The 16,725-nt window shown below is 62.9% G+C and carries 15 protein-coding genes; 9 read left to right on the forward strand and 6 right to left on the reverse strand.

Translation table 11 applies throughout. The features are described 5' to 3' along the window. Positions 1–18 precede the first annotated feature (18 nt). Complete coding sequence (locus ACZ5J0_RS00230; protein ID WP_142937262.1) at positions 19–717, reverse strand: GntR family transcriptional regulator; 699 nt, start codon at positions 715–717, stop codon at positions 19–21. Positions 718–826: 109 nt separating this feature from the next. Here ACZ5J0_RS00230 and ACZ5J0_RS00235 point away from each other — a divergent pair, with 109 nt between their 5' ends. The 4 genes from ACZ5J0_RS00235 to ACZ5J0_RS00250 are packed head-to-tail and all read left to right on the forward strand — an operon-like array spanning position 827 to position 6,418. After that, on the forward strand, positions 827–1,585 hold the full coding sequence (locus ACZ5J0_RS00235) for a LamB/YcsF family protein (RefSeq protein WP_464093893.1): 759 nt from the start codon (positions 827–829) through the stop codon (positions 1,583–1,585). A 45-nt stretch (positions 1,586–1,630) separates the two neighbouring features. Then, complete coding sequence (locus tag ACZ5J0_RS00240; RefSeq protein ID WP_166842638.1) at positions 1,631–2,980, forward strand: MFS transporter; 1,350 nt, start codon at positions 1,631–1,633, stop codon at positions 2,978–2,980. Between the two features lie 5 nt (positions 2,981–2,985). Then, a complete protein-coding gene (locus ACZ5J0_RS00245; RefSeq protein ID WP_464093894.1) occupies positions 2,986–4,650 on the forward strand; it encodes a 5-oxoprolinase subunit B/C family protein in 1,665 nt (554 codons plus the stop codon). 7 nt (positions 4,651–4,657) lie between these two features. Further along, positions 4,658–6,418, forward strand: a complete 1,761-nt coding sequence (locus ACZ5J0_RS00250; protein WP_464093895.1) for an acetyl/propionyl/methylcrotonyl-CoA carboxylase subunit alpha — start codon at positions 4,658–4,660, stop codon at positions 6,416–6,418. A gap of 77 nt (positions 6,419–6,495) precedes the next feature. Here the strand turns inward: ACZ5J0_RS00250 and ACZ5J0_RS00255 are convergent, their stop codons facing one another. After that, on the reverse strand, positions 6,496–7,743 hold the full coding sequence (locus tag ACZ5J0_RS00255) for a D-arabinono-1,4-lactone oxidase (RefSeq protein ID WP_464093896.1): 1,248 nt from the start codon (positions 7,741–7,743) through the stop codon (positions 6,496–6,498). A 128-nt stretch (positions 7,744–7,871) separates the two neighbouring features. Between ACZ5J0_RS00255 and ACZ5J0_RS00260 the strand changes: the two genes are divergently transcribed. Further along, complete coding sequence (locus tag ACZ5J0_RS00260) at positions 7,872–8,876, forward strand: LacI family DNA-binding transcriptional regulator (RefSeq protein ID WP_464093897.1); 1,005 nt, start codon at positions 7,872–7,874, stop codon at positions 8,874–8,876. Here the strand turns inward: ACZ5J0_RS00260 and ACZ5J0_RS00265 are convergent, their stop codons facing one another. The 3 genes from ACZ5J0_RS00265 to ACZ5J0_RS00275 all read right to left on the reverse strand — a co-directional run bounded on the left by ACZ5J0_RS00265 (position 8,877) and on the right by ACZ5J0_RS00275 (position 12,560). After that, positions 8,877–9,872, reverse strand: coding sequence for a bile acid:sodium symporter family protein (locus ACZ5J0_RS00265; protein WP_464093898.1), 996 nt, complete (start codon positions 9,870–9,872; stop codon positions 8,877–8,879). It lies immediately after the preceding gene. 64 nt (positions 9,873–9,936) lie between these two features. After that, positions 9,937–11,433 (reverse strand): SulP family inorganic anion transporter, encoded by a 1,497-nt coding sequence (locus tag ACZ5J0_RS00270; RefSeq protein ID WP_223941360.1) that lies wholly within the window; start codon positions 11,431–11,433, stop codon positions 9,937–9,939. Between the two features lie 20 nt (positions 11,434–11,453). Continuing rightward, positions 11,454–12,560, reverse strand: coding sequence for a GTP pyrophosphokinase (locus ACZ5J0_RS00275; RefSeq protein WP_142937253.1), 1,107 nt, complete (start codon positions 12,558–12,560; stop codon positions 11,454–11,456). Positions 12,561–12,670: 110 nt separating this feature from the next. Here ACZ5J0_RS00275 and ACZ5J0_RS00280 point away from each other — a divergent pair, with 110 nt between their 5' ends. Continuing rightward, positions 12,671–13,492: an alpha/beta hydrolase fold domain-containing protein gene (locus tag ACZ5J0_RS00280; protein WP_166842645.1), complete on the forward strand. Its 822-nt coding sequence runs from the start codon at positions 12,671–12,673 to the stop codon at positions 13,490–13,492. Between the two features lie 41 nt (positions 13,493–13,533). Beyond that, on the forward strand, positions 13,534–14,469 hold the full coding sequence (locus tag ACZ5J0_RS00285) for a carbohydrate kinase family protein (RefSeq protein WP_464093899.1): 936 nt from the start codon (positions 13,534–13,536) through the stop codon (positions 14,467–14,469). A 3-nt stretch (positions 14,470–14,472) separates the two neighbouring features. Here ACZ5J0_RS00285 and ACZ5J0_RS00290 read toward each other — a convergent pair whose 3' ends face one another. Then, the gene (locus ACZ5J0_RS00290) at positions 14,473–15,534 is read right to left on the reverse strand and encodes a glutathione S-transferase family protein (RefSeq protein ID WP_464093900.1); all 1,062 of its coding nucleotides are present in this window, start codon (positions 15,532–15,534) and stop codon (positions 14,473–14,475) included. Between the two features lie 71 nt (positions 15,535–15,605). Here ACZ5J0_RS00290 and ACZ5J0_RS00295 point away from each other — a divergent pair, with 71 nt between their 5' ends. Both ACZ5J0_RS00295 and ACZ5J0_RS00300 read left to right on the forward strand, forming a co-directional pair. After that, positions 15,606–16,418, forward strand: coding sequence for an HAD family hydrolase (locus tag ACZ5J0_RS00295; RefSeq protein ID WP_464093901.1), 813 nt, complete (start codon positions 15,606–15,608; stop codon positions 16,416–16,418). A gap of 93 nt (positions 16,419–16,511) precedes the next feature. After that, complete coding sequence (locus ACZ5J0_RS00300) at positions 16,512–16,721, forward strand: histone-like nucleoid-structuring protein Lsr2 (RefSeq protein WP_464093902.1); 210 nt, start codon at positions 16,512–16,514, stop codon at positions 16,719–16,721. The last annotated feature ends 4 nt before the right edge of the window (positions 16,722–16,725 follow it).

The raw sequence follows: 16,725 nt of genomic DNA on the forward strand, positions 1-16,725 counted from the left end.
ACGCGGCCTAGTCCGGGCTTACCCGCCGTGGATAGCGCTTTGCTGCTGCTCTGATCGGTTGAGGTAGGCAAGGAGAAGATCCCCGGCCTCTTCCAGATCCCCGGACTCCAACGCTGAACAGATCTGCTCATTCTCCTTCAGCCAGTCGCTGTAGAAATGCGCGTTCATGGTGGCTTTGTGGAAGTAGAGCCGCATCTCGGCAAGGATCTGCGCCATGATCGTGTTCAGCCGGTTGCTCTCGGCCAGGGCCACGATTGCACCGTGGAAATGCTGGTTTGCGCTGCCCAGGCCTTCGTTGTCGTTGGCAGCTGCCGCCCGTTTCCCTTCCTCGACGGCGGCCCTGACGGCGGCGATCCGCTCCGGCGAACCACCCGCGCGGATTGAACTGACCTCTATGGCGCGGCGGACCGTGTAGACGTCGTGGATGTCGCCTGCTTCAAGGGTGGCCACAAACACGCCCTTATTGGGCTGGCGGAGGAGCAGCCGCTCACCGGCCAGCTCGGCGAACGCTTCGCGGACGGTGTTCCGGGATACTCCCAGGTCCTCGGCAATAGTGGCTTCGGTGAGTTTGGCGCCCGGCACCAGGAATCCCTCGGCGAGCTGATACCGGAGTTCTTCGGCGACTCTCTCAGCAACAGACGGAACTCTCATCCGGACGCGTGCCCGCGCACTATCAAGGCCAACGTGTTCGTTTTTTTCCTGATCTACACCGGCCATGACACCAAAATTACACGATTGCCGGAAACTGGGATCGCTGGATTGTTGAACAATCCAGCAGATTGGTGCATCCTAGATGTAACGCACATCACGAGGCAGGGATCACATCATGGCAATCATCGATCTGAACAGCGACGTCGGAGAGTCCTTCGGGCGCTGGACACTCGGTGATGATGCGGCCATGTTCGAGTCGGTCTCCAGCGCCAACGTTGCCTGCGGATTCCATGCTGGCGACCCCAGCGTCATCCGCAGCACCTGCGAGAAGGCGGCCAAGGCCGGCGTCGTTATTGGCGCCCATGTCGGCTACCGCGACCTCGCGGGATTCGGCCGCCGCTTCATGGATATCGATCCCGTGGAGTTGGCCGATGACGTGGTTTATCAGATCGGTGCGCTGCAAGCGTTGGCTGCCACCACCGGGGCCAGTGTCCAGTACGTGAAGCCCCACGGTGGTCTCTACAACGCAATCGTGAAGCACACCGCCCAGGCACGGGCCGTCGTCCAGGCTGTGAGATCGGTTGACCCCAACCTTCCGATCCTTGGCCTTCCTGGTTCCGAGGTCCTGCGCCTCGCAGAGGAAGCCGGCCTCCGGGCTGTTTCCGAAGTGTTCGCGGATCGCGCTTACAACCCGGACGGAACATTGGTTTCGCGATCCCAGCCGGGCGCGGTTCTGCATGATCCCGCCGAAGTGGCCGAACACGTCCTTCGGATGGCTACTGAACAATCCGTCAGGACCGTTGACGGCTCCATCCTGAAAATCCGCGCAGAAAGCATCTGTGTGCATGGTGACTCACCGGGAGCCGTTGCAATGGCTACCGCTGTGAAGTCCGCTCTGGCCGACGCCGGCGTCACGGTCGGCTCGTTCCTCTAGCCCGCCCCGGGCTCCCGCACCATCCCTCATCCCCCGGAGGACATCATGACCAGCACAAACAACGCAGCCAAGGCAGTGACAAGGAAGCCACCGCCTGGCGCTATCAAGGCGTACGTCGCCAGTCTTACCGGAACGTCGCTTGAGTACTATGACTTCGCTATCTACTCGGTGGCCTCGGCCCTCGTATTCCCCAAGATCTTCTTCCCCGGCAACGACGAATTCGTGGCGTTGCTGCTCTCCTTCTCGGCATTTGCGGTTGGCTACCTGGCCCGCCCGATTGGTGGCGTCATCTTCGGCCGACTCGGGGACAAGATCGGCCGCAAATACGTGCTGGTCTTTACGCTGGTCCTGATCGGTGTAGCCACGGTCCTCATCGGTGCGCTGCCCGACTACTCAGTGATCGGCGTAGCGGCACCTACTATTCTTGTGCTGCTGCGTCTGGCGCAGGGCATTGGTGTTGGTGGCGAATGGGGTGGCGCAGTGCTGCTGTCCAGCGAATTCGGCGACCCCAACAAGCGCGGCTTCTGGTCTTCCGCGGCCCAGATCGGCCCGCCCGCCGGCAACCTCATGGCCAACGGTGTTCTGGCCATTCTCGCCGCTTCCCTCAGCGAAGAAGCATTCCTCTCCTGGGGCTGGCGCGTAGCCTTCCTGGCTTCCGCACTCTTGGTGGTCTTCGGCCTGATCATCCGGCTCAAGCTTGAAGAAACCCCCGTCTTCAAGGCTATCCAGGCCCACGGGGATCGCCCCAAGGCTCCCATCAAGGAAGTCTTCACCACACAACCCAAGGCTTTGGTGGCAGCAGCGCTTTCCCGTGTTTGCCCTGACATCCTTTACGCGCTGTTCACCGTGTTTGTGGCGGTTTATGCCACCAAGGAACTGGGCATGACCACCGGCAACGTCCTGTCCGCCATCCTCATTGGCTCCGCGTTCCAGCTCTTCCTGATTCCGCTGGCCGGGGCCCTGACGGACCGCTTCAACCGCCGCTGGGTCTACGGCATCGCAGCGGCGGCCACCGCAGCCTACATCCCGCTGTTCTTCCTGATGATCCAGGGCAAGTCCGTAGCCATGCTGACAGTCGGCACCGTGATCGGCCTGGCACTCCACGCGTTCATGTACGGCCCCCAAGCGGCCTTCATCACCGAGCAGTTCCCGGCCAGGCTCCGGTACGCCGGCAGCTCGCTGGCCTACACCCTGGCCGGCGTGATTGGTGGAGCCGTTGCTCCCATCATCTTCACCGCCCTCTACGGCGCAGCAGGTGGCGGATGGTACTTGATCGCCGTCTACATCCTCGTCGCTGCAGTAGTCACCATCGTCGGCATGCTCCTGGGCCGCGACCCCAAGCCGGAAGAAGATGTCCGACTGATGCAGGGGACCCAAGCTCAGCCGGCGGCGTAGCGAAAATGGAAACCGTAATGCAAACCACCACTGCTAAGAGGGTCCGCTCCGTCAGGCCCGTCGGCACCCGGGCGGTTCTGGCCGAGCTGGACGGGCTGCAGGATGTCCTTGCACTGCAGGACATGCTCTACAAGTCCCCGCTTCCCGGACAGGTGGACGTTCTCGCCGCCGCGGAAACGGTCATGGTGGTAGGAGAGTCCGCAGCGGCGACCCGAGCAATAGGGTTGCGGCTCATGGAGCTCGAACTCACCGCTCCGGAGGGAACCGACTCCGGGTTGGTGGTCATCGATACTGTTTACGACGGCGACGACCTCGCCGACGTCGCGGAGCTCACCGGGCTGAGCGTGGACGGCGTCGTAGCTGCGCACACAGGCCAGATCTGGACCGTAGCCTTCGCTGGCTTCGCGCCTGGGTTTGGATACATGGTGGGCGAAAACGAGGCACTCACGGTTCCACGGCGCTCTTCCCCACGTACGGCGGTTCCAGCTGGATCCGTTGCTCTGGGTGGACAGTATTCCGCGGTCTACCCGCGCCGTTCGCCGGGCGGTTGGCAGCTGATCGGCCGGACCGGTGCACGAATGTGGGATCTGGACCGAGCCCAGCCAGCCCTTGTCAGGCCCGGCGATCGGGTGCAGTACCGGGCCGTCCGCGAGGTTGTGACTGCTGGAGCTTCGGAGGCCCGCGACCCTGAAACGGAGCACCACACTGAGTCCGGTCTTCGGATTCTCAATCCAGGTGCACAGAGCCTAATCCAGGACCTCGGCCGCCGGGGTTTCGGTCCGCTGGGTGTCTCTGCCGCCGGGGCCCTGGACAGGGCATCCCTGCGGCGGGCTAACCGGCTGGTGGGGAACGCTCCTTCAGCTGCGGCCATCGAATCGGTCAATGGCGGGCTCACCGTCGAGGCCGTCGGTGACCAGGTGATTGCCGTGGCAGGTGCGCCGAGTACGCTGACCATCCAGTCGCCGTCGAGGGTTGAGTCCGAAGAGTCCGACGACGGCGATCGGCCGGGCGCGATGCGGACCGTTCCGATGGCCACACCTTTCGCGCTGCTCGACGGCGAAGTGCTCACCTTGGGTGCTCCCGAGTCAGGGTTCCGAAACTATGTGGGAATCCGAGGCGGAGTGGATCTGCCGGAGGTGCTGGGTAGTCGCTCAGCGGACACGATGTCAGGGATCGGACCGGGCCCTCTCATGGCTGGTCAGGAGCTTCCCGTCGGCGAGGACACAGTTTCCACCGCGGTGGGTGAGCCCGAATTGCAGCCCAAGTTTCCGGGCGCCGGCGTTACGGTACTGGATGTGGTCCCCGGGCCGCGGGCGGACTGGTTCGAGCCGGAAGCCCTTGATTCGCTCTGCGACCAGGAATGGCTTGTCACGCCGCAGTCCAACCGTGTGGGCATGCGCCTGGACGGGACTCCGCTCAAGCGCACCCGTGAAGGTGAGCTTCCCAGCGAGGGCACCATGGCCGGAGCCCTTCAGATTCCGCCGGCCGGATTGCCCGTCCTGTTCCTGGCGGACCACCCCATCACCGGCGGATATCCCGTGATTGGTGTGGTGCGCGATGAACATCTTGATCTCGCCGCGCAAGTGCCCATCGGCGGAAAGATCCGCTTCCGGCTGGTTCCGGATTCCCCAAGCTTCACCACGACTTTTACGAAGACCCCAGAGAAGTGAGTATTTGATGCGCAAGGTCCTGATCGCGAACCGTGGCGAGATCGCCGTCCGCGTCGCCCGAGCCTGTGACGACGCCGGCATCCTGTCGGTAGCCGTCTACGCGGACATCGATGCCGATGCCATGCACGTAGGCGCCGCCGAGGAAGCCTACAGCCTGGGCGGAAACTCGCCGGCTGACACGTACCTGAACATCGGGAAGCTGCTGGCGGTCGCGGAGGAGTCCGGTGCTGACGCCATCCACCCCGGGTACGGTTTCCTTTCCGAGAACGCGGAGTTTGCACAAGCAGTGCTCGACGCCGGGCTTGAATGGATCGGACCCTCACCGGACTCCATTCGTCAGTTGGGCAACAAGATCACTGCCCGCGAAATCGCAGTCCGCGCGGGTGCTCCCTTGGTTGCCGGAAGCGACGGTCCCGTCTCCTCTGCAGCGGAAGCGCGGGCTTTTGCGGAGGAACACGGACTCCCGCTCGCGATCAAGGCGGCTTTCGGTGGTGGTGGCCGCGGTCTGAAAGTGGTCCGGGAGCTCGCCGAAGTTGAGGAAGCGTTCGATTCCGCGGTCCGTGAAGCTGTAGCGGCGTTCGGGCGTGGTGAGTGCTTCGTGGAGCAGTACCTTGACCGGCCGCGGCACGTGGAAGCACAGATCATCGCGGATAAACTCGGCAATGTAGTGGTGGTGGGCACCCGCGATTGCTCGCTCCAACGACGCCACCAGAAGCTTGTGGAGGAGGCTCCCGCTCCGTTCTTGAGCGATGAACAGCGTCAACGAATCTACGACGGCTCCAAAGCCATAGTGCGGGAGGCTGGGTACTACGGCGCCGGGACTGTGGAATTCCTGGTCTCAGCCGACGGCGCCGTGGCCTTCCTCGAGGTCAACACGCGCCTGCAGGTGGAACACCCCATCACCGAGGAAACTGCCGGGATTGACCTTGTGCAGGAGCAATTCCGGATTGCCGCCGGATTGCCGTTGAGCATCACGGAGGATCCTGTGGCGCAGGGACACTCCTTCGAGTTCCGTATTAATGCCGAGGACGTGGGCCGTGGATTCTTGCCGTCCCCCGGCACCGTGGCTTCCTTCGAAGCGCCCACCGGTCCTGGCATCCGCTTGGACACCGGGGTGCGGTCTGGCTCCTTCGTGGCGCCGCAATTCGACTCCCTGTTGGCCAAGCTGATCGTCACCGGAGCTGACCGGCAGCAGGCACTGCGCCGTGCCCGGCGTGCCTTGGCCGAAATCAACATCACGGGCCTGGCCACCGTCCTGCCGTTCCACCGCGCGGTCCTGGAGTCCGAAGACTTCACGTCCGTTGCCGGAATGAGGGTTCACACCCGATGGATTGAGACCGACTTCGCAGACAAGATCCCGGTGGATCCCGAATACAGCGTGGTTCCTCCCGGAGGGGAGCGGCGAACCATCACCGTGGACGTGGATGGGAAGCGCCTCGCGGTTGGCCTTCCCGCGGATCTGCTGGATGGCTGGGCGCGTTCCGGGCAGGGCATTCCGGCCTTTACCGCGCCGACCGATACGCCGGGTTCGGTCACACGTGGAGACTCTCCCGCGGAATCAGCCCTCGTCTCCAGCATGGCCGGAACAGTGGTCAAGTGGCTCGTTGAACCCGGTGCTGAAGTAGCCGCCGGGGATCCCTTGGTGGTCCTGGAGGCTATGAAAATGGAAACCCAGGTCCCTGCGCACCGTGCAGGTACGCTCTCCGAAGTCCTGTCAGCTCCCGGTGGCGTGGTCACGGCTGGTGCAGTGCTGGCGCACATCTCGTAAACCCGCTTTTCCGTTGCCAACCCGCTTTTCCGTTCCTGCCCAGCGACGGAAAAGCGGGTTGGCAACGTGATTGAGGGCTAGGACGTAACGGCAACACCCAGCACGCTGTCCAACAAGCTGTTACGGAATTTGCCCGAAGGATCGTTGGCCTGAACCAAGGCACGGAAGTCCTCGAACCGAGGATACAGCGCCGCGAAGTCGTACTGGCCGGGCGTAAAGAGCTTGCCCCAGTGCGGGCGTGCACCGAACGGACGCAGGGCTTCCTCAAGCTCGGGCAGCACTGCTTCCACCTCGGTCTGGAGCGGCTTCCACGTGAAGTGGAGTGCCACGCTTTGCTGCTGGTAGAACGGGCTGAGCCAGAACTCGTCTGCTGCCACAGTGCGGATCTCGGAAACGAACAGGAGCGGCGCGAGCTTGTGGGCTAGTTCCCGGACAGCCCGCAGCGCGGCTGGTGCTTGATCCAGAGGCAGGAGGAACTCGCTTTGCAGTTCCTCGCCGTTGCTTGGCGTGAACTCGTGACGGAAGTGCGGCAAGCGGTCCAGCCATTTTCCTGCAACGTCCAGCTGCTCTGTGCAGTTCTCAGCAGACATGTCCGGCAGGGGATGCATGGCTGACGTCGCCGGGGTTGCTCCGAACAGGTCTGGTAACGGGGCCTCGGTGTCCAGTGCTTTGAGCCAGACCTGGGGAATGGTGTCGCCGGTGTAGTTGGTGAAGAAGCTGACGCTGTAGGCACTGGATGCGATGGTTTGGAAGTTCGCCAACGCACCCTCCCAGGACAGGTTGGTGAGCACGCGCTGCCGGACCTCGTAGCTAGGTCGGATCGCGAGTTCCAGCCCTGTGACAATGCCAAGTGCTCCCATTCCCACCACGCTGGCGAGGAATTCGTCGTCGTCCGCTGTAAGGGTCACCAGCTCGCCGGAGGCGCGCACCAGGTCAATGCCGACGACGGCGGCAGCGAGCGAGGGGTTGTTGACCCCACTGCCGTGCGTGCCGGTTTGGATAGCGCCCGCAACGGAGATGTGGGGGAGGGATGCGAGGTTGTGGATCGCGTAGCCCTGTTCCTCAAGTGCGCGGCCCAGCGCCCCGTAGCTGATGCCACCGCTGACCTTGACCGTGCTTTTCGCGGTGTCCAACACCACTTCCTGGGGGAGGGCATCGAGGAGGATGTGAGTTCCGTCGGTGTCTGCAACGGTGTTGAAGGAGTGCCGGGAGCCAAGGGCTTTGATCCGGGTGGCATGAGCTACGAGCTCGCGGAGCTGATCCACGGTGGTGGGCCGTTGAATGTCCGCTGACGAGTACTCAAGGTTTCCTGCCCAGTTCTTCATCGAATAATCTCCCGCTTGTATTTGTAGACTCCCGTAATTGTTAACGTTCACAACTAATTGCGTCAAGAGGAGTCCAACTCCGCAGCGGATAGAGTTCAAGAAATCCGCTGTCTATCAGGAGTTGCAACGTGAGCAAGGGATCAAAGCCCACCATTCGGGATGTGGCCAGGGCGGCGGACGTCTCGCTGACCACAGTTTCTTATGTGCTTTCCGGTCGTCACGGTGGCACTACCCGGATCAGCCAGCCCACGCAGGACCGTGTCCTGGCTGCGGTGCAAGAGCTCGGGTATGTGCCCAATCAGGCCGCGCGAGGGATGCGCCGGGGCAAGACTGACGTAGTTGCCGTGGCCATCGGAAACCTCGAGTGGCCGTGGGACCGGGCACTCGCCACCGCCGCAGCCACGATCCTGCCCCAGCACGGCTACCAACCAGTGATCCTGCTGGGTGATGACTGGCGGAAGTTCATGATGTCCGGCGGTGCGGACGGCGTCATCATCGGCTATTTCCCGGAAGCAAAGTCCGAGGACGAAACAGTCACTGAATTGGCCCGCCGTGGCGTTGCCCAGGTGGTCATTTCAGGCACCATGAAGCAGGCCGGTTTCGATGTCCTTGCTCCCGAACCCGAGGCCGGGCTTGCAGAATGCATGGAATTCCTCACTGCATCACACCGCAGGATCGGCTGCATTCGGAGGGCGGACCCGGCCGGCCGGCCCAAGAGCCGCTTCGCCGCCTACGCAGCAGGACTGAAGAACGCGGGCATCCCGCTTGATGAGTCCTTGGTCAGAACGTCGCAGCACCGTCCGGCCATCGCATATCAGTCCGCGCTTGAGCTGCTGCAGCTACCGGACCGGCCTACCGCGATCCTTTGCACGGACGATATGGAGGCGCTGCAGACGATCCGTGCCGCCTACCGCCTCGGCCTTCGCGTGCCCGAGGACGTTCAGGTTGTCGGGGTCGGGAACTCTACCGAGGGCCAGGAGTACGATCCAGCCCTGACAACAGTGGGTCCGGACCCGATCTTTGAGCAGGTTGTCCGCATGCTGCTCGATCGCCTGGCGGGAGTTACACCGGCGGAGGGCATTCGGGTGGCCTCGCCGTGGAAGTTGCATCGGCGAGGTACCACGGAGGGCTAGCTAGTCCTTCAGTGGGCGGCGAGCCAGCCAAGCAGCCACGATCGCACCCGAGATGTTGTGCCACAGCGAGAACACGGCCGACGGGAGTGCAGCCAAGGCACCGAAATGTGCCGTGGCCAGCGTCGCAGCCAAGCCGGAGTTCTGCATGCCAACTTCGAATGCGAGGGCACGGCGGGCCTTATCATCCAGGCGGCCGAGCTTACCGGCAAGGTAGCCGAGGCCCAGGCCGAAACCGTTGTGGAGGACCACTGCCAGGAACACGATGCCACCCGCGGCAACGATCTTGCTGGCGCTTCCCGCCACAACAATGGCCACGATCAACGAAATCACGACGGCGGATGCCCACGGAAGTGCCGGAAGCACCTTTGCGACGAGCTTCGAGAGGAAAATCCGGGCCAGAAGGCCCGCGATGACCGGCAGCAGGACGGTCTTCACAATGTCCATCACCATGGCACCGGCGTCGATGTGCAGGAAGGATCCCGCCAGGAAGAGTGTCAGTGCAGGGGTCACCAAAGGTGCAATGAGTGTGGAAACGGAAGCGACGGCCACAGAAAGGGCCACGTCCCCCTTGGCCAGGAAAGCCATGACATTGGAGGCGGTGCCGGAAGGAGCGCAGCCAACGAGGATCAGGCCAACGGCCAGTTCCGGTGGAAGCTGCAGGAGGACCGCAATGAGCCACCCGGCTCCGGGCATGATCACGTAGTGCGCCACGATTCCCAACGCCACAGCCCACGGACGCCGGGCCACCGAGGCGAAGTCTGGTGGGGTCAGCGTGAGGCCCATGCAGAACATGATGACGCCCAGCAGGTAGGGAACTGCGACGCCCATGGGCTTGAACAGATCGGGAATCAGGAAGCCGAGAACGCCGGCAACCACCACCAGAAGGGGGAAAACTGTGACGGCAATACGCGCAATCTTGGCTTCAGCGGCTAGTGCGGCGTTGACGGGCGCAGCGGTTTCTTCTGTTTTCGATGGGGATTTGGTTGCCTCAAGCATTCATCCATGCTCACACTCGGCGCCCAAACCGAGCGAGTTCGTTACATCCACGCAGGGGTATATGTCAGGGGTTGAGCTTACCGGCAAGTCGCTCGCGCATACGGACGCTGGCTTCGTTGAGCCCGATGAACTCTACGTCACGCCCGTGATTCCGATACTTCTCGGTCACCGAGTCCAGCACGGCCACTGTTGAGGCATCCCAGATGTGCGAGCCGTGCAGATCGATGATCACACGGTCTATGCCCTCTGAGGAATCTTTCGCATAGTCGAACTGCGTGTACAGATCATTGGAGGAAGCGAAGAACAGTTCGCCGTCCACCGTGTAGGTGGCAACAACTTCACCGTTGAGCTCCAGTTCCGTCCGCTCAACAGTTGCGAAGTGGGCCACCCGCCGCGCAAAGAGCACCATGGCGGTCAAAACGCCGACGCCGACACCCACCGCGAGGTTGTGCGTCGCCACCACGGCGGCAACGGTAATGAGCATGACGGCGGTCTCGGACTTGGGCAGGCGCTTGAGCGTAGCAGGCCGGATGGAATGCCAGTCGAAGGTGATCAATGAAACGAAGATCATCACGGCCACCAACGCCGCCATGGGGATCATGCCCACAACATCGCCCAGGACCACCACCAATACCAACAGGAAAACGCCGGCCAGGAACGTCGAGAGCCGGCTTCGAGCCCCTGAGCCCTTGACGTTGATCATGGTCTGACCGATCACCGCGCAGCCACCCAGGCCGCCAAGGAAACCGGTGACGATGTTGGCCGCACCCTGACCCCACGAGACCCTCGTCTTGTTGGAACGGGTGTCCGTGATGTCGTCCACCAGCTTGGCAGTCATCAACGATTCCAGAAGGCCCACCAACGCCATGGACAAGGCGAAGGGTGCAATGATCTGGAACGTCTCCAGGTTCAACGGAACGTTGGGCAGGAAGAACCCGGGCAGGCTGTCCGGGAGTTCGCCTTTATCGCTGACCGTGGGAACATCGATGCCACCCACCACTGTCACCAACGTAATGAGAACAATGGCCACCAGTGGCGCGGGGATAGCCGAGGTCAAGCGGGGCAGCCCGAACACAATCACCAAGCCCACAACCACAATGGGGTAGACCATCCACGGCACGTTGAAGAGCTCGGGCATCTGGGACATGAACACCAGGATCGCCAGCGCGTTCACGAAGCCGATCATCACGGACCGCGGGATGAAGCGCATCAGCTTGGTGACGCCCAGAACGGCAAGGATGATCTGGAAGACGCCCGCCAGGATGATGGTGGCAATGAGGTAGTCGAGCCCGTGTTCCTTCATGACCGGCGCGATCACCAGGGCCACAGCACCAGTGGCAGCAGAGATCATGGCAGGACGCCCGCCAACAATCGCGGTGACCACGCCCATGGTGAAGGAAGCGAACAGCCCGATCCGGGGATCAACGCCGGCAATCACCGAGAACGCGATTGCCTCGGGGATCAGCGCCAGGGCCACCACGAGTCCCGCCAGGGACTCCGTCAGCAGGCGACGGGGCGAACGGAAAGTCGCCCGCAGTGACATGAGTTGCTCGGGAGTCATGGGTCCTTACAGTGCGGGCTTTACAAAGCAGTCTGGCGGTAGCGCTCAATCTGCTTAAGACGCCGCAGGAGGCTGTCGCGCCGCGGGTGCGGGACGACGTCGGGCGCCTCAGCGGTGAGATCAATGTGTTCGGTTCCGTACTGCCACAGCAGGAGGTCATCCAGGAGGCGGTCCGGGCCGGGGGAGTAGCGGTGGTCCAGGGCCTTCCGGACCTCGGTGATCCGGTTGGCGCTGAGCAGCCCGGCAAGCTCCACGGTCTTGGTGAGTCCGTGGGCGGCGAGCAGCTCGGCAGCCCATCCCCAGTCGTCATCAACTTTACGGTCAACGTGCGGCAAGAGTGTACGCCAGACGTCACGAACCCGGTTGGGTGTCAGTGGCGCGCCCCCCTCACCCTCAAGATCCCAGTAGCCGCGGACTTCCTCATAACGCTCGTGAAGATCGGCGAAGGCGCTTTCCACGGTTTCCAACATGGCCGCGGTGGCCGTGAACTGGCGGTCGAAATGTGGTGTCCAAGCGCGCGGATCTTCGGCTTTGAAACGAATGTCGTGCTCGATCTCGCTCCAAGCGTGCGCGAACACCGTGCGGATCTGGCATTCGAAGAAGTAGCTGCCGTTGGCGGGCATGTCCGGGTTGAAGACGTGCTGGTACTCCTTCACGGCCTCGTTCTGGATGGTCCGCAGGATGAGGTGCCGGCTGGAGTAGCCGTACGTTCCGGACTCGATGGAGCCGATGTCCTTCTCACGGTCGCCGCGGCAATCAAAGAGTTGGCGCTGCCGCTTGATGATATTGGCTACGGCGGCGTTCTCCGCCGGCAGTTTGGTGATGACGCGGATGCCCACCATGTCATTCAACGTGCGGAACGGGTCAGGGAACTTCAGCAAGCGCGGCCCGCCGGGCTCCAAAGGTTCATCCGTTCGGGAAATCTTTTCGCGGAACGACTCAACGGTTTTGGTCCGCCCCGTGACGAACAAAGGGGTGACCTCGGCGTCGTTCAGCATGTCCCTCAAAGTGAGCAGCACATCCCGTGTGACCCGCTTCAATGCAGGGCGAACACGCTCATAGAGCGCCACATTCGCATCCACTGCGTCGCGCTGGGCCTGATCCAGGCTGTCCCAATTGCTTGCCATGCCCCCAGCTTACGGGGCGGGTCCGACACTGAACCGAGCCACCCGCCGTCGGGGTGCCTCTAGCCAAACAACCGAATCGTCAGGATAGGCTCAGTACAAAGGAGGGCGCAATGTTGCGGCACAAGTACAGCTACGGCGAACACCCCAGCCAATGGGGCGAACTCTTCATACCTGAACCGTCCAACGGAAACCATCGCGGCGCGGCTACAGTCGCCGGCGGAATCGCCGTTGTGATCCATGGCGGCTATTGGCGCTCACAGTACGGCGCTGAGCTTGGTGAACCCCTTGCTCGCGACCTCGCAGCGCATGGCATCACCGCCTGGAACCTTGAGTACCGGCGGGCCGGCAACGGCGGTGGTTGGCCCCATACCTTCGAGGACATCCTCGCCGGAATCGACCATCTATCCCATATAGCCGGCGACCATGACCTGAAACTCGGCAAAGTAGTGGCGCTGGGCCATTCGGCTGGTGGCCACTTGGCCGTCTGGGCTGCCGGGCGGCAGAAGCTGTCCTCCATTGGAACGCCCGACGCCGACCGCCAACTTCAGCGCGGACCGGAGGACAACGCTGTGCACTTGACCGGCGTCGTCAGCCAGTCGGGCCTCCTGAACCTTGCTGCGGCAGAGAAGCTGAACCTCAGCAACGGCGCCGTCTGCAACCTCATGGGCGGCGATTCTGCTAGATACCCCAAACGGCATAAATACGCTGATCCCATGAGTTCGCTGCCCATCAACGTCCCCGTCTATGCCGTTCATGCCACGGATGACGAGGACGTTCCTGCGAGTCAGTCCGAAGCGTACGTGGCTGCAGCCACGGCGGCCGGAAGTGCGGCCCAGTTGCTGCGCGTCCCTGGCGACCATTTTGACCTCATCGACCCCAAGGCCGTGGCCTATAAGAAATGCCGCGAACTGGTGCAGCGGTTGCTCTCGTAATTAGTGGGCCGTAGGGGGCCGCCTCTGGCAGAGTGGTCTCCATGCTGACAGTCATTGGTGAAGCTTTGGTGGACGTCGTTCAACGCTCCTCGGGAATCGAGGCCCATGTGGGTGGGAGCCCGCTGAACGTTGCGGTTGGTCTGGCGCGGCTGGATCACCCGGTGCAATTCATTGGGCGCTACGGCCGCGACGCGTACGGCGACTCTATTGCTGCCCACCTGCGTTCGAGTTCAGTGATGGTGCCGCTTCCGCCGGATGAGAAGCCAACCAGCGTTGCCACCGCGCAGATCGACGACGACGGCGCCGCCACCTACGCCTTCGACCTCGCCTGGGAGCTTCCGGGGCTCGCCGGACGGTTGCCGCTCATGCTGCAAGGCTCCACCCTGCTGCACACCGGCTCCATTGCCACTTTCCTGGAGCCCGGCGCCGCGGAGGTGATTGCCGCCGTCGAGCACGCCCACCCGAGCAGCACCATCAGCTTCGATCCCAACTGCCGGCCCAGCATCATCACGGATGTTGAGTATGCACGAACCCAAGCCGAGCGCTTTGTGGTGCTGTCCGACGTCGTGAAGGCCTCGGACGAGGACCTCGAATGGCTGTATCCCGGCGTTGATCCTGTGGAATCCGCGCGCCGCTGGCTGTCCTTGGGCGGTGAAGAAGGACCGGCTTTGGTGGTGGTGACGCGGGGTTCACGTGGTCCGTGGGGCATCACCCGGGCAGGGGAAACCCAGATTTCCGCGCCCTCCGTGAATGTGGTGGACACCGTGGGCGCAGGCGATTCGTTCATGGCGGGGCTGTTGTCCGCCATTGTGGACCACGGTTTGGACGGCGCGCAGAACCGGTCCGATCTCCGGGCGATGCCGGTGGAAACACTGACCGCCATCATGGATCACGCCACCCGTGCGGCCGCCGTTACGGTGTCGCGGGCGGGCGCAAACCCGCCCACGCGAGCTGAGCTCAACCACGGAGTGGAGTAGGTCCTAGCCGGCACCTTGTCCGTCAGCCACTTCTTCGCCAGCCTTCACGGGTCCCGGAGGAGTGCCGTCGCCGAATGGGCGGCCGCCGAGGGATTCCCGTCCGTGATCGGTGAGCCAGCCGGATAGGTCAGGACCGGAAGGGACGATCTTGGTGGGGTTAATGTCCTCGTGGACCATGTAGTAGTGCTGTTTGATCTGCACGAAGTCGATGGTGTCCCCGAACCCGGGTGTCTGGAACAGGTCCCGGGCATATCCCCACAGGGCCGGCATTTCGCTCAGTTTGTTGCGGTTGCATTTGAAGTGCCCGTGATAGACCGCGTCGAACCGGGCCAGGGTGGTGAAGAGCCGGACGTCAGCCTCGGTGATCGAATCACCCACGAGATACCGTTGACCGCTCAGCCGCTCCTCCAGCCAGTCCAAGGCAGTCCAGAGCCGGGTGTAGGCGGCCTCATATGCTTCCTGGGATCCGGCGAATCCGCACCGGTAAACGCCGTTGTTGACCTCGGTGAAGACGCGCTTGTTGACCTGGTCAATTTCCTCGCGCAGGTGCTCCGGGTACAGATCCGGCGCACCCGGGCGGTGGAATTGCGTCCACTCACTGGAAAAGTCCAGCGTGATTTGGGGGAAGTTGTTGGTGACCACTGCTCCGCTGGGGATATCCACCATGGCAGGGACGGTGATGCCGCGGGGGTAGTCCGGGAAGCGGCGGAAGAACGCTTCCTGGAGTCGCTCGATTCCCAGCACCGGGTCCTTGCCGTCGGGGTCCAGGTCGAAGGTCCAGGATCGTGCGTCGTGCGTGGGGCCAGGCTGGCCGAGGCTGATGACATCCTCCAAACCAAGAAGCCGGCGCACGATCACGGCACGGTTGGCCCACGGGCAAGCCCGCGCTGCAATCAGGCGGTAGCGGCCGGGCTCCACGGGCCAGCCAGGCTCACCGTTGGGTCCGGCCGCACCGTCACGGGTGATCCTGTCCTCGATGTAGTTTGTGTCCCGGGTGAACTCGCCGCCAGTGACGTAAGCTCCGCGGGTGCTGTGTTCTTCGACTTCGCTGGTCTTCTCACTCATGACTTCACACTATGCTGCGCTCCCTGAACCGCGCGACCTTGTGGGCCGGTGCGCCCACGTAGACTGGCATGATGCGGCTCGTAGCAAGCGATATTGACGGCACAATCCTCGGTCACGACGGCAAAATCAGTGACCGGACCATCAAGGCATTTCAGGCGTGCCGCGACGCAGGGGTGGAGCTCGTCTTTGTCACGGGTCGCCCGCCGCGCTGGTTGTACCCGCTTCAGGAGCAGCTGGGTCACAGTGGGATCGTGATTTGTTCCAACGGTGCGGTGGTGTGGGATCTCGAATCCGAGAAGGCTCTCTCTTCCTGCGCTCTCGATGCCAACGCCGTTTTTGAGGCACGCCGCATCATTAAGGACATCCGGCCTGACGCACTGTTCGCTGTTGAGACCCTCACGGGTTTCCAGCTGGAGCCGGGCTTCATTGAGAACGAAACCAGCGAGTTGCTCGCGGAGTTCACCCCCAAACCGCTGGCCGAGACGCTCACGGCGGAGGACGCCGTCGTGAAGTTCCTGGCGATCACCCGCAAGGGGACGCCGGATGAGTTCCTCGCCGAAGTGCAGCCGGCCGTAGCCCACCTTGTGTCCACCACGCACTCAGCGCCTCGGACCGCGATGCTGGAGATGTCTGTTCCCGGTATCAACAAGGCCGTCACACTCGCCCAGTACGCCGAGTCGCTGGGGATCGAAGCCGCTGATGTGGTGGCGTTCGGGGACATGCCCAACGACATTGAGATGCTTCGCTGGGCCGGTCACGGTTATGCGATGGCCAGCGGACACCCGGAAGCCATCCTCGCCGCCGGGCAGCAGGCGCCGCACTTCGACGACGACGGCGTAGCCCAGGTTCTCGAGGCAAAGCTCACGGAGCAGCGGGTCAGTTAGCTGCTGCACCGGTGAGCCTTAGGGCTGAGCGAGGCATGGGACATGCGAACCAGCGACGGCATGCCGCACGCCACTAAGACGTAGGGTTCCAGCGTGGCTACGCGAAGAATCGTTACTCTGCATGATGACCTGGACGGCACGTACGCGGAGGAGACAGTGTCCTTTTCCGTTGACGGCACTGCCTATGAAATTGACCTCAACGGTCCCCACGCCAAGGAACTCAGGGAGGTTCTGCGGCCTTTTGTTCACGCTGCCCGGACAATAAAGCCGACCAGACGGGCGCGGCGTCGCTTGACCAGCTAACCTC

It is taken from the genome of Arthrobacter sp. DualSoilB13, assembly GCF_055389195.1.

Excerpts from the sequence above, each read along its gene's own strand:
- ACZ5J0_RS00240 (WP_166842638.1), top strand. The coding sequence starts at position 1,631 with ATGACCAGCACAAACAACGCAGCCAAGGCAGTGACAAGGAAGCCACCG.
- ACZ5J0_RS00275 (WP_142937253.1), bottom strand. The coding sequence starts at position 12,560 with ATGGCAAGCAATTGGGACAGCCTGGATCAGGCCCAGCGCGACGCAGTG.
- ACZ5J0_RS00270 (WP_223941360.1), bottom strand. The coding sequence starts at position 11,433 with ATGACTCCCGAGCAACTCATGTCACTGCGGGCGACTTTCCGTTCGCCC.
- ACZ5J0_RS00250 (WP_464093895.1), top strand. The coding sequence starts at position 4,658 with ATGCGCAAGGTCCTGATCGCGAACCGTGGCGAGATCGCCGTCCGCGTC.
- ACZ5J0_RS00295 (WP_464093901.1), top strand. The coding sequence starts at position 15,606 with ATGCGGCTCGTAGCAAGCGATATTGACGGCACAATCCTCGGTCACGAC.
- ACZ5J0_RS00235 (WP_464093893.1), top strand. The coding sequence starts at position 827 with ATGGCAATCATCGATCTGAACAGCGACGTCGGAGAGTCCTTCGGGCGC.
- ACZ5J0_RS00290 (WP_464093900.1), bottom strand. The coding sequence starts at position 15,534 with ATGAGTGAGAAGACCAGCGAAGTCGAAGAACACAGCACCCGCGGAGCT.
- ACZ5J0_RS00285 (WP_464093899.1), top strand. The coding sequence starts at position 13,534 with ATGCTGACAGTCATTGGTGAAGCTTTGGTGGACGTCGTTCAACGCTCC.
- ACZ5J0_RS00280 (WP_166842645.1), top strand. The coding sequence starts at position 12,671 with ATGTTGCGGCACAAGTACAGCTACGGCGAACACCCCAGCCAATGGGGC.
- ACZ5J0_RS00265 (WP_464093898.1), bottom strand. The coding sequence starts at position 9,872 with ATGCTTGAGGCAACCAAATCCCCATCGAAAACAGAAGAAACCGCTGCG.
- ACZ5J0_RS00230 (WP_142937262.1), bottom strand. The coding sequence starts at position 717 with ATGGCCGGTGTAGATCAGGAAAAAAACGAACACGTTGGCCTTGATAGT.
- ACZ5J0_RS00245 (WP_464093894.1), top strand. The coding sequence starts at position 2,986 with ATGGAAACCGTAATGCAAACCACCACTGCTAAGAGGGTCCGCTCCGTC.
- ACZ5J0_RS00255 (WP_464093896.1), bottom strand. The coding sequence starts at position 7,743 with ATGAAGAACTGGGCAGGAAACCTTGAGTACTCGTCAGCGGACATTCAA.